This window comes from Sphingomonas sp. SP1, assembly GCF_058313395.1.
The window spans coordinates 863,082-875,097 of the sequence record NZ_JBZFLC010000001.1 but is presented as its reverse complement, the minus strand read 5'-3'; the positions used below and the strand labels follow the sequence as shown (position 1 = coordinate 875,097).

Sequence of the window (12,016 nt, the reverse complement as noted above, 5' to 3'; positions counted from 1 at the left end):
AAGATCACACTTACGAGCATCAGGAACCTCCTGGTCTACGAATACGAGCCTGAGAAGGCTTTGGCCCTCCAGAAGTGACACCGGCACCTGGAGAGCCTGATGGACCCGGAGGAGGCTTGACCGGCGGCGAAACCCACGGCTGCCCACCCTCACTTACGGCTGCAGTAGAACCTCTGGACCCATCAAAGAGGGAGCGGTCTGCAGCCATTGCCGAGCTGACAATCTGATATATCCTGCATCCCCGGGGGGGCCGTGGTGAAAATTTTGCATACAAGCGATTGGCACCTTGGGCGCCAGTTCCAAGGTTTGCCTCTTTACGAGGATCACGAGGTCATCTTCGAGCAAGTCCTTGCTGCTCTGGTGGCGCACAAGCCGGACGTTCTGATCATCGCAGGCGACCTTTTTGATCGTGCTGCTCCACCAGCGTCAGCAGTGCGCCAGTTCAACCTGTTCATCGCCCGCGTCAGGTCGAGCTGCGAAGCGGCTATCGTGCTCATCGCCGGTAATCACGACTCCGGCGATCGAATTGGATCGATGGGTGTCTTCGCGGGAGGCGTCGAACGAGCGCTCGTCCGCGGGCCCCTCGACCCGGTCGAAAGACCGCTCATTGTGCATGACGATGCTGGACCCGTCGCGATTTCAGCCTTGCCCTTCGGCTATGAGTATGCCGCTCGGGAATGCTTCGGCCAGGAAGATATCGATTGCCCAGCCAAGGTGCTTGCAGCGCAGATAGCCGCGGCACGCGCCCAAGTCCCCGCCGGCGCCAGGTGGATCGTTGTCGCTCATGCTTTCGTCGAAGGCGCTCAAAACACCGAAAGCGAGCGACCGCTCGGGCGAACCGTCGGCGGCATTGAAACGATACCCTCAACGATCTTCGCCGACGCGAATTACGTGGCGCTGGGTCATCTGCATCGAGCCCAGGCGGCCGGCGCGGATCACATTCGTTACTCGGGTTCGCCCCTCGCTTTCGGCTTCGATGAGGCGGAGCAGCCGAAGTCGATGACACTCGTTGAACTTGATGCGAAGGGCGCGGTCTCCTGCGAGCTCATTCCGTTTCACCCGCGGCGCCGGGTTCGCCGGCTAAGAGGCCAATTTTCCGAGCTCATCGCCGCAGAGCCATCGGAGGATATCGTGCAGATCGTCCTCACCGATCCAGAACCTCTAATCGACCCGATGAAGCGGCTCCGCGAAGTTTATCCCAACGCGGTCCAGCTCACCTATGAGCGTGACACCCCGCAGGGTGACGTTGACGCTTCGTCCGAGGCGGCTTCTCTCGACACGCCTCATCAGCTGATTGCCAGGTTCCTCAGCGACGTTCGCGGCGAACCAATGGGTGAGAAGGAAGAGACGCTGGTCTCGACCGCGGTAAACTCCCTCGAGCTGACGGACACCGACGAATGAAGCCGCTGAAGCTCGTTATGCAGGCCTTCGGCCCCTACGCTGAGCGCGAGGAGGTCGACTTTCGCGATGCGGTCGCCTCCGGGCTGTTCGGCATCTACGGCCCGACTGGCGCTGGCAAGTCGTCGATCTTCAGTGCGATGACCTTTGCTCTGTTCGGCCAAGCCGCAAAGCCTGAACAGCCGATCTCCACGTTGCGATCCGACCACGCGCAGCGGGAAGTCCTGACAGAGGTCGAGTTCGCATTCGAGCTTGCCGGCAAGACCTACTACTTGAGACGTCGACCGGACCAGTTGCGTCCCAAAGAGCGCGGCGTTGGCGAGACTTCGGAAAAGCACTGCGCCTGGCTTTTCGACGCGACCGGGATTCCGCTCGAGGAGCTAAGCGCTTCGAACCCCGGCCGCATCTTAGCGGAGAAGAGAGTCACGGACGTCGATCGAGCCGTCCACGACCTCCTCGGATACGGGCAGGTTCAGTTCCGTCAGATCGTGCTGCTCCCGCAAGGACGGTTCGAGGCCTTCCTCGCCTCCAGCAGCAATGAGCGGCTCGCGATCCTGCGCGAGCTTTTTGACGTCTCCCTCTACCGGCAGCTGACGGAGAAATTCTCGGACGACGCCAAGGCGGCCGAACGCGAGGTCCAGGAAGGGCGCCAACTTTGCGCGGCCCGCCTAGGAGAGAAGGGCTTCGAGAGTTCAGATGCCCTTCGCGAAGGAATCGCGCGTGCGAAGGAAGATGCGAAAGCTGCACAGAAACTTGCTGCCGAAGCCGAGGCGGGCCGTGCCGCAGCTACGGAGGCCTATCTCAAAGCTCAAGGTATCGATGCTCGGTTCGTCGAGGCAGAGGTAGCGCAGGCAAACCTGCGAGCGCTGGAAGAGCAAGCTGCGGAAATCCAAAAAGCCCGCGAGAGACTCCTTCGGCTCAAGCTCGCCGAACAGCTATCGGATCTCGATCAGGAGCTCGGCGAGGCAAAGGCCGCGGTTGGACGAGCAGGGGCTGACGTCAAAGAGGCGGAGGGCAGCCTCGGGGACGCGAAAAATAAGGAGCAAGGTGCGAAAGCGGCGCTCGAGGTCGAGCTGGCGCGAGCTTCGGAGACAGTGGCGCGTCGCCGGGAACGTGACACAGTCGCTCGTCACGCCGCTCTCTTCGAACGCACCGCAAGCCTTCGCGAAGAAGCCGCAGCTGCAGCGGAGGCTCATCGGTCCGCTGAAACCGCGTTACGGACAGCTCGCGACGACCAAACTAGGCTGGAGACCAGGCGGCAGCAACTGGAGCGATCGCTCGCCTCCGCCCGAATCGCCCTGGTCGAACGGGTTCGCATCACCTCCAACCTGCAAACCGCAAGAACGGCGCTGTCAGCAGCCAAGGACCACGAGGCTCTGAGGCGGTCCGTCGACGAGGCCGCAACGGCAACCAACGGCGCTGAAAAGATCTGGGAAGCGGCACGTGATGCACGGCAGCAGGCCGAAGATAATTACCGGCTCCTCAGGTCCCGGCTCGTCGCAGCGCAGGCGCAACGCCTCGCCGCCAATCTAGTGGACGGAGAGCCGTGCCCGGTATGCGGCTCTTCCGATCATCCACGGCCGGCTGCAGGAGATCCCGCATCAGCAAACCTTGAGGTTGAATGCCAATCGGCGGAGGCGACCGTGACGTCTCGGCAGAAAGCCGAAAGCGAGGCGCATTCCAAGCTCGTGGAGGCACGAACGAGTCAGCGAGAACGGTCCGAAGCGCTTCAGAAACTGCCTGCTCCGGAAGCGAGCACCGCGGAGCTCTCGACTACCGTTTCTACGCTTGAAGGAAGCCTCCGCAACCTCGGTCCCGAGGCAGACGTTGCTCAACTCGACGAGCAGGTTCGCACTACACAAACTGCCCTGACTGCGGCCGGCACGACCGTCGATGCGGCCAGGGAGAAAGAACAGAAAGCCAGCAGAGCCGTTGCTCTCTCGGCGCAGGAACTGAAGCTCGCGCTTCAGGAAATTCCCGACCGGCTCCACTCGACGATAGCGCTCACCCGCGAGCAAGAACGGCTAGATTCAGAAATCGCGAACCGCGTTTCAGCATTAGAAGCCGCCCAAGAAGGCCATGCGACTTCTCAAGCCGCATCGGCCACCGCGAACGCCAACCTCGCTAACACTCAGAAGCGGCTCGCGGAGGAGCTGGCGCGAGCGCAGCGGCTCGCGGATCAGCTGGACACCAGGCTTTCGGAGCAAGGTTTGTCGGCCGAGGAGTATGGAGAGCTGAAGCGAGAGCTCAGCCAAATCGCGATTCTTTCAGACCGTTGCGACGAGCACGACCGAAACCTCAACTCGGCAAAAGGCCGGGTGGAGCAAGCCAAGGCCGCCATTGCCGCAGTAGAGCGCCCCGACCTGATTGTCCTCGAGCAAGCACAATTGGAGGCGGAGAGCGCCGCCAAGGCCGCCCGCGACGCGTCAGCAGAGGCGTCAGCAGGCTTAAAGACGCTTCAGACGCTGGCAGATGACCTCAAGAGCGAATTCGAGCGCCTCGAACTTATCGAGGCGAAAAGCGGTCCCTTGCGGGCGCTCGCGGCCGCCTTCAGGGGAGAGAACCAGGCACGAATACCGCTCGAAACCTACGCGATTGGGACGCTCTTCGATCACGTCCTCGCATCGGCGAACTTGCGCTTCGGACCCATGAGCGGCGGACGATATCGCCTGGAGCGCAACGTTGAGGCAGCAGGAGGGCGCGCAAAGCGCGGGCTCGACCTCCGCGTTCATGACGTGCATACCGGCCGCGCTCGGGAGATCTGCACACTCTCGGGCGGTGAGACCTTCATTGCGGCCCTATCGCTTGCCCTCGGTCTCTCGGACGTGGTCGAGACCAGCCATGGCAAGATCCGGCTCGATACGATCTTCATCGACGAAGGCTTTGGTAGCCTCGACGCCGAAGACGAGAGCGGGACACTCGACCAGGTCCTCCAGGTCCTTCAGAACATTGTGGGCCGGAACCGCGCCGTCGGCGTCATCTCACACGTGTCGCTCGTTCAGCAGGCGATCCCGAACGGCTTCACAATTCGCAAAGAGCTTTGTGGGAGCTCCGTCGAGAAACGGGCGGCGTAGCCTCGCTCGAGAGGGCATCCGGCACCGAGCTACGGGACGAGGATCCTCCAGCGATTGGAGCGCTTGTAGCGTTCGAGCTCCCCGCGCCGCGACATCGCATCTAGCCAACGTTCCAGCGGATACGTGCCGTTCGAGAAGCCCGTCAGGCGAATGAACCTGTCAAGAAACTCGGATTGTGCCAACTCTCCCGCGCCTGAGTGCGACCGCACGTACTCCGAGAATTCCTCGTAGCTGCTGATCGTCTCGACGGAGCGTTCAACCTCCTCTCGGACACGCCCTTCCAAAGCGAGATCGTTATTCAGAACAACACTGCTGAAGCTGGTCAGCGCCTCTCGATCCCCCGTCTCGGCAAGGGCGCGAGCTACCTGTCCGACGAGATACCAGTTGAAGTCGCCCGACCAGCGGTAGTCATCCAGGAAGAGCAAATTATCCTCTTCGTCCAGCTGATCATCGGTCGCCGACGCGATCCACTCCTCGCGATCACCGACCACCTCGATCCCGGCCTCCGCCGCTTCGGTTCGCAGCCACGCAATCGCATCGTGTCGCAGGCGAACGGCCTCAGTCAGCAACGCTATCGCCTTCGCTAGCGCCTGTGGGTCATCGAGGTCGTCGAGCGTGCTGGCTCGCTTGTTGAGCCGGTTAAGAGCTTTGACGGCCGTGTGATCTTCGAATTTCTGGGTGAGGCTCCAGATATCCACCTCGTCTGGTCCGTCCTCGTCGGGCGCGAAGTCCCCAGCATCATCTCGCCTGCCCACGGCCTTCCCCGAGAGCATCTGGCCAGCGGCCTGCTGAAAGAGCTTTCCAACCTCATCCTCGGAAAAGCCGGTCAGCAGCAGTATCTTGGCTGCAGAGCCGAGAACCTCTTCCGCCAAGGCTTCGCGGTTCACCCCTCCTACACTGATGCTGTAAGTCACCATAGAACCTCCCGGAGAGGCGTCGGGCCCCTTCGCGTGTAGCACTCCCACCTTCTGACCGCTTTATCCAGCCAACTCTGATCCAATCCAGGCCGCAGTCGCCTCCTCCGAGGCGCGTTGGATACGAGAGGCAGAACATAAGCGGCCGCGCCTGGCTGGAGGCGGCCCGCAGCGAGGAGGCGGAGCCCGTCCTTCGCCTGCTGCCGTCCGTGTCCTGAGTCGTAGCGGAACGACCGTCTTGAGCTCGCGCGAGCAACGCTGCCCCGTGTCTCTCAAACAGCGCCGGGAACTTTTGGACATGAGCGAACGGCAGCTTCTGGGATAGCTGGTCCGCGGTCTCAATGTCTTCCTCGGGCGCTAAGCTGTCGTCGTCGCTCCCCATGAACGAGCGTCCGTTATCCGCCCTCAAAACCCGAAAGCTGTCGTTCCGCTTCCCACCATGAGCGGGCGATCGGATAAGCAAGGCTGATTGACGGCAGCTGGCCGAACGCAGACGGTCTGCTTCCCTTCAGTTCTTGGCCAATCACGGACCTTGGGCGAAGGATCACCTGCCCGCCCAAACCAAAACTATCGAGTGCCCGCGCCCGAAGGAGTTCCCCTGGAAAACTTCAGCCATGTGAGATCGTGCCGCCACATCGTACGGAACAGCAGCCAAAAGCCTGTCACCGCCAACCATGCCATAGCTATGCCAACGGTCACTATGAGCGGGTGGTTGAAGCTGGTGCGCTTGGCATAGTCCATGTTGTGGAGCATCCAGAAGAAGTCCCACCAGCGCCAAGTGTCATTCCTGCGTTCCAGGACCGCGCCGGTAGTGCCTGACACATAGTAACTGCTGTGTCGGTCGTCGCGGAATGCGACCTGCCAAATCGGTAATTGGTGTTCTCGAACAGCTAGCGTCAATTCGGTGAGCGGCGTCACATGGGCAACGACTGCGCGATCCGGATGAGCAGCGGCAGCAATTAGCTGAGCCTCGCGCTTCCCTATCTGGACTGGCAAGCCGGTAGCAGCGTTGAACAGGCGGACACCCGCGCTTGGGGAAGTCACCAGTAGGTGCTGGCCCCAAGGCAGCGGCTGGAGCGACACCTTGGTTACAGACTGGCCAGCAAGCGCCTGCTGGACCCGTGGCCACGCGACTGGCGTGGCTCGCAGCCCCGGCGTGCTCTGTCCGCCTCGCTTGCCCCCGGCGACCTCCTCCATGTTGAGCAACGCCATGGCAGTGCCACTGATTGCCCACAGCAGGAATTGAACGCCGATGATCAGGCCAACCCATCTATGGATGCGACGGAGCCAGATCGACTTGATGGTCATGCTCGTGCCGCTCCCTTCTTCTTTTTTCTCGGGAAGGCATAGAGCAGAAGCCAGGCACCTGAGAGGGCGAGCAGGACGGTGCCCCAGGTGAAAACACGCAGCACCAGGTTGTTGACGTTCTCGCGCTCATCATAGTCCATGATGTGCAGCATCCAGACGAAGTCGAAGATACGCCAAAGCTCATGACGGCGTGAAACCAACTCGCCGGTCGTCGGCGAGAGGTAGAGCGTCGGCTTGTTCCAGTGCGCGAACTCCACGCGCCAGAGCGGCGGCTTCCGGCCCCTTATCTCGCCCGGAATGTCGGTGATCAGCCTCGCAGACGAGATTGGCTCGGGGCCGGTGTAGTATGAGCGGGCGAGCGCCCGGACCTGCTGCTCCATTGGATGGGCAACAGCCTCTCCGTTTCTAGCGTCGACAACTTGCTCACCAGCTTGACCGGTCAGGACATAGACCGGTCGGCTATCGATCCACGCCAAACGGACATTCTCGGCACCGGAGGACGAAGCCAGGGCGATCGGATCTCTCAGCGTTGCCGCATCTACGCCCGGTGGCTGCTGATGGCGCACGAAGTGATCGCCATGGATCGTGTCGATGTGGATCGAGGTCATGTAAAGGCCGCTGAGCGACCAAACGACCACTTGCAGGCCAAGGAAGAGGCCAAGCCACTTGTGAGTTTTTCGGGCAATCACATGGCTGCGCATCAGTTGATGATCGCTCCCCCAGCGAGTTTGGTGGCGGGCCGGCAGGCCACTGCCGGCCCATTTCTTCTGAGGATGACGGAAGGGATAAGCTCGCGCCAATCGAGACCCATCACCTTCTCATCCGATCAGCAGTGCCCTGCTGCGCGATGCTCCGGAGCGCAAGTCGATGCCGCAGGGGCAGGTTCGGCCTTTGCAGGAGGCGCGGCGCTTGCCTTCGGCTCGGCCGGACGGGCAGCTGTTGTGGCTTTCGGCTGAGCCTTCGGTTCGGCCTTAGCCGTATCTGCCGGTGCGGGTTCTGCCTTGGCCTGCGCAGCGGTCTTCGCTCCCGATTGCTGCATAGCGCTCTGCATCGGTTCGCCCCGCAGCATGGCTTCAACCATGGCGATTTCCTTCTGCTGATCCGCGCGAGTCTTCTGGATCTGGCTGCGAAGCGTGCCTGTCACTCCGTTCGCAAGAGCCACGTCCGACATCGCCACAGCACCCTTATGGTGCTCCAGCATCTTGCGCATGTAGGTCTGCGAGATATCCGCGCCCGAAGCCGCCATCATCTTCTGGTGCATGTCCATCATGGCAGGACGGTAGAGTTCGGCGCTGCGCTGGTCGGGCGCACCCTCCTGAACGAGTTTCTGGAGATCCTCGATCTCCTTACCCTGCTTGGCGATCGTCTCCCGCGCCATCTTTGCGACGTCGGCGGTGGGGTTTTGGTCCAGAACGATGCGGGACATGTCTACCGCGCCTTGATGGTGCACGATCATCTTCTTGAGCCAGTTTTGGCCGACGTCGCTGCCGACCGCAGCCATCATCTGCTCGTCCATGCGCATCTCGGCTTCCCCAAAGGGCCCGCTCATCTGCATGGAGTTGCCTGCTGCCATGTTGGCATCCATCGAAGTCTCGTTGGCGGCGACCTGATTATCCGCCGTCGATCCGCATGCGGCCAGCGCAGCAGTAGCCATCAGCAGAGCCGTGAATTTCGTTACCTTGTTCATGTTCGTTCTCCTTGAGAGCCGCCCCGCTCAAGTCTTGTATGTCTTGGCCGATCAGCCCTTCACTGATCGGTAGATGCGAGTTCGACCGTCTGCACCGAACGCAACCACGTTGAATGGTTCTTTCGTGCCATCCGGACTTTCCATGCCAGGTGACCCAGTAGGCATTCCTGCTACCGCGATCCCCTTGATGTCCTTCGGACGTTCGCGAAGTAGCCTGTCGACATCCTCAGCGGGAACGTGACCTTCGATAACGTAGCCGCCAACGAGGCTGGTGTGGCAGGAAGCTAGATCCGTTGGCACGCCATAGCGCTGCTTCACCGAAGCCATGTCTGGCCGATCCGTCACTCGCACATCGTACCCGGCTTGGCGGGCTCGCTCGGCCCAGAGCGAACAGCAGCCGCAGTTCGGGTCTCGGAAGACGGTGATGACTTCAGCCTTCGTCGGCGCAGTCGCTTGAACTTGAGTTGCTGCCGACTCACCCGTCGCTGCCTTGTTGATGACAGGTTCCGAAGTGCCGCAGCTCGCAAGCAAGGCACTCATCAGGGCGCACGATGCGGGGACCTTCCAGCGCCTCCTCGCTCCATCTTCAGCTTTCATGACGAACCTCCATCAGCCTACTTACATTCGCGCCATGATCTGCTTCATCTCGTCGATCTCACGCTGCTGAGCAGGAATGATCTCCCCGCATAGACGCTTGATCTCGGCGTCTTTGATCGTCGACTCGCGGCACATCAGGATCGCACCGGAGTGATGCGGGATCATCGAGCGCAGGAACTGCTTGTCGCCAACCAGCCATTGCTGACGCGTCGCCAGGAAGGATAGGACGAGGACAAGGGCAAAGATTGCGTGCAGCGCCATGTTCAGGCGCTTGTTCTTATACATGCCCCCCATCATGATCAGCATGAGCGAGCCCATCGGCGCCCACATCATCAAAGCCATGTAGAAGAAGTTCACGTTCTGGATGAACTCGCCAAGCGAGTTGATCATCGCGAACATGACAAAGTACATAATGGCCAAGCTGATCGCGAGATTCAGCGCGAGCAGCCAGTAGTGCCTTCGCATCATTGCGGGATCGTTCATCTCTCCGTTGTGGTGCTGTGACTGCTGCATGTCCTAACTCCTCACCAGTTCAAGTGTGCGATCCCATGGATTAGCGACCCGCCGAACCAGCCCTGGACGGCAATCGCGGCGGTCATGACTGAGAGCGAGAGGACCATCCCGGCACCCCGATCTTCCCACGGTCGACGCCAAGCCCAGAGTGCTAGCGCAAGTCCCCCGAGCCCGATCGCCGTTCCAAGCCAACGATGTGCAAGCAACAGGGGATCCGGATCGAGCAGCTCGAAGCCAGCGTTAAACCAGCCAAGAAGCGCCGCGAAGGGCGCAACGACTCCGCCGGCAACCACCAGGAACTGAACCGGGGCACCGAAAGCCGGTCGCCGCCTGCCCACCACTGCTGTGAACAGGGCCGCCGGAAAGAAGGCGATAGGAAAATGCACGATGATCGAATGAAAGGCGCCCAGCCATGTTCGCAGCCGTTCGAAGAAACTCATCTTCGAGCGGTCCGTGGGCGTCATCATCATCTCACCCATATTCTCATGCATCTCGCCGGGTGACATCTGAGCGGCAGAGGCTTCGGGCTGCTGCTGCTGCTGCCTCTGAGCGGAAGCGGCTTGCTGCTGCTGCAGTCGCTGCTGTGCAGCCAATTGCGCCTGCCGCTGCTGCTTGTGGCCCTCATGAGCAGCGGCCGAGGCCGAGAGCACCACTAACGCAGCCCAAAGCAGCACAAAGCCGATGACCAGCTGGCGCCAGACTGATCTGCCAGGTTGAGTGAGGGTCATTGCGTGCGTGGCTTTCGGCCCGAGTTGTGCATCATGACGATCTTCCATCGACCATCATCCTTGCGGAGGACGCTTGTCGCTACGCCGACGCGATCCACGGTTTCGCCGCCCTTGGTCTCGATGCGGTACTTGTAGGTCTCAACCGCGTGGGCTGCCGCTGGTCCAAGCAGGTGAACATCCACCTTGTAGTCCGAAAAGCGGAATGACCTGAGCTCACGCAACTCGGGACCGAGGTGATGCGCGAGGTAGTTGGCGTACGTACCCTCCACACCGCCGGTCTCGAAGATCGCAGAGTTCTTCATGAACAAGCGCTCGGTGTTGGACGCGTCAAGTTTCTCAATCGCAGCCTTGTACTGCGCAAGAACGGTCTTGATTGCCGCGACTTCAGCGCGCTGGGCTGCGGCCGGCAGCGCTCGACTGGGCTGAGCAACCGCTGGGGATGCAACGAGCAGTGCGACGCTGAGCAAAAATGCGTGCTTCATCTAGCCTCTCCTTAGAACCAGGTTCGTACGCCGATGAGCAGCTGGAGAGCGCCCGCCTTCTCGCCCTCGGCTCGCCTGTAACTGGCGGTTCTGCCGAAAGCGCGCTCGTACTGAACACCAATGTATGGAGCGAACTCACGCCTGATGTCGTATCGAAGGCGAGCACCGAACTCAGCCTTGGATAGCCCAGCGCCTACCCCGATTTCACGGCTATTCTGAGCGGCAAAGTCGAACTCAACCCTTGGCTGCAAGATGAGCCGCTGCGTTATGCGCTGATCGTAATAGCCACCAACGCGAGCGGAGAGCTCGCCCTTGTTCGACAGGAAGAGCGCGCCCTCAACGTCGAAGAAGCTGGGGGCAAGTCCCTCCAACTGCACGGTGGCGTACACGCGCGATGGGTTCGGCTCGAAGTCATAGCGAAGCCCGCCTTGCACATTCCAATATGGGTCTATTGCGTGGCTGTAGAGGGCCTGGACTTCGGCGCTCTCAATGCCCTCACCGAAGACGCCTTCACCTTCGGTCTTGAGCCAGAACCGGTTTATGTCGCCGCCGTACCAGGCTTCGCTTTCCCAGCCGTAGCCATCAGCGCCCTTCCCAGCTCGATATTCAGCGATGTTGTTCAAGACCTGGAAGAACTTCTGGTCGCCATGAAACTCTTCGAGGTGGTGACGCCCCATGTCCATGGCCGCTCGGCCGTAGAATGCGTCCGCTGCATTGGCGGTGGGTACAGGCGGCGGTGGCGCGTTTCCGGCCGGAAGGTTGGTGCCCTCGAGCGAAGCACTGGATTGACCCGAGCCTTGGTCCGGACTCGGCGTGCAGTGACCCATGGCTGCATGCTCGGGCGGACAGGCCGTCTGAGCTGGTGCAGACTGAGCCTTGGGGGCGGACACTGACTGAGCCTGGGACGCCGAGGGTGTGCAGTGACCCATCGCCGCATGATCGGGCGGACAAGCGGTCTGACCCGTTGCAGCTGCAGGAGCAGCTGGGGTCGTTCGAGCAGGCGCTGCCTGCACCGTTGTTGGAGCTGCGAGTGTGCAATGTCCCATCGCGGCATGTTCTGGCGCACAGGTCGCCTGCGGAGGCGTCGATCGAGCCCGCGCAGCTCCCGAAGCCTGTTGCTGCGGGGGCAGAGTCGGCTGAGGTTGGGGGGCCGGCGTACAATGGCCCATGGCTGCATGCTCGGGCGGACAGGCAGACTGTGCGGTTGAAGTCGACGCAGGCCTTGTTCCTGCCCCGGGCTGCTGTCTTTGCACGGGTCGAACGGGCGCGGGCGTGCAGTGGCCCATGGCGGCATGCTCCGGAAGGCAAGCAGACT

The 12,016-nt window shown here is 61.4% G+C and carries 11 protein-coding genes; 2 read left to right on the top strand and 9 right to left on the bottom strand.

Translation table 11 applies throughout. The features are described 5' to 3' along the window. Positions 1 to 252: 252 nt before the first annotated feature. Together AC4GYS_RS04515 and AC4GYS_RS04510 are read left to right on the top strand one after the other, a co-directional pair. The gene (locus AC4GYS_RS04515) at positions 253 to 1,401 is read left to right on the top strand and encodes an exonuclease SbcCD subunit D (RefSeq protein WP_491107901.1); all 1,149 of its coding nucleotides are present in this window, start codon (positions 253 to 255) and stop codon (positions 1,399 to 1,401) included. Beyond that, entirely contained in the window at positions 1,398 to 4,472 is a 3,075-nt protein-coding gene (locus tag AC4GYS_RS04510; RefSeq protein ID WP_491107900.1) for an AAA family ATPase, read from the top strand. Before AC4GYS_RS04515 ends, AC4GYS_RS04510 begins: the two co-directional genes overlap by 4 nt. Positions 4,473 to 4,501: 29 nt before the next feature. Here the strand turns inward: AC4GYS_RS04510 and AC4GYS_RS04505 are convergent, their stop codons facing one another. From AC4GYS_RS04505 to AC4GYS_RS04465, 9 genes are all read right to left on the bottom strand, one after another. Further along, on the bottom strand, positions 4,502 to 5,359 hold the full coding sequence (locus AC4GYS_RS04505) for a hypothetical protein (protein WP_491107899.1): 858 nt from the start codon (positions 5,357 to 5,359) through the stop codon (positions 4,502 to 4,504). 594 nt (positions 5,360 to 5,953) lie between these two features. After that, positions 5,954 to 6,694, bottom strand: coding sequence for a PepSY domain-containing protein (locus tag AC4GYS_RS04500; RefSeq protein WP_118857929.1), 741 nt, complete (start codon positions 6,692 to 6,694; stop codon positions 5,954 to 5,956). Continuing rightward, the gene (locus tag AC4GYS_RS04495; protein ID WP_240325594.1) at positions 6,691 to 7,494 is read right to left on the bottom strand and encodes a PepSY domain-containing protein; all 804 of its coding nucleotides are present in this window, start codon (positions 7,492 to 7,494) and stop codon (positions 6,691 to 6,693) included. Before AC4GYS_RS04495 ends, AC4GYS_RS04500 begins: the two co-directional genes overlap by 4 nt. Before the next feature lie 26 nt (positions 7,495 to 7,520). Next, complete coding sequence (locus tag AC4GYS_RS04490) at positions 7,521 to 8,381, bottom strand: DUF305 domain-containing protein (RefSeq protein WP_491107898.1); 861 nt, start codon at positions 8,379 to 8,381, stop codon at positions 7,521 to 7,523. Positions 8,382 to 8,432: 51 nt separating this feature from the next. Beyond that, on the bottom strand, positions 8,433 to 8,978 hold the full coding sequence (locus tag AC4GYS_RS04485; RefSeq protein WP_491107897.1) for a DUF411 domain-containing protein: 546 nt from the start codon (positions 8,976 to 8,978) through the stop codon (positions 8,433 to 8,435). A 21-nt stretch (positions 8,979 to 8,999) separates the two neighbouring features. Continuing rightward, positions 9,000 to 9,491: a DUF305 domain-containing protein gene (locus AC4GYS_RS04480; protein ID WP_491107896.1), complete on the bottom strand. Its 492-nt coding sequence runs from the start codon at positions 9,489 to 9,491 to the stop codon at positions 9,000 to 9,002. Between the two features lie 11 nt (positions 9,492 to 9,502). Next, on the bottom strand, positions 9,503 to 10,267 hold the full coding sequence (locus AC4GYS_RS04475) for a DUF2231 domain-containing protein (RefSeq protein ID WP_491107895.1): 765 nt from the start codon (positions 10,265 to 10,267) through the stop codon (positions 9,503 to 9,505). Then, positions 10,216 to 10,701 carry a YybH family protein gene (locus AC4GYS_RS04470; protein ID WP_491107894.1) on the bottom strand — a complete coding sequence of 162 codons (486 nt, stop codon included), beginning with the start codon at positions 10,699 to 10,701 and terminating at the stop codon, positions 10,216 to 10,218. The genes AC4GYS_RS04475 and AC4GYS_RS04470 overlap by 52 nt, the downstream gene beginning before the upstream one ends. An 11-nt stretch (positions 10,702 to 10,712) precedes the next feature. Continuing rightward, a complete protein-coding gene (locus AC4GYS_RS04465; protein WP_491107893.1) occupies positions 10,713 to 11,384 on the bottom strand; it encodes a copper resistance protein B in 672 nt (223 codons plus the stop codon). Positions 11,385 to 12,016: the final 632 nt, after the last annotated feature.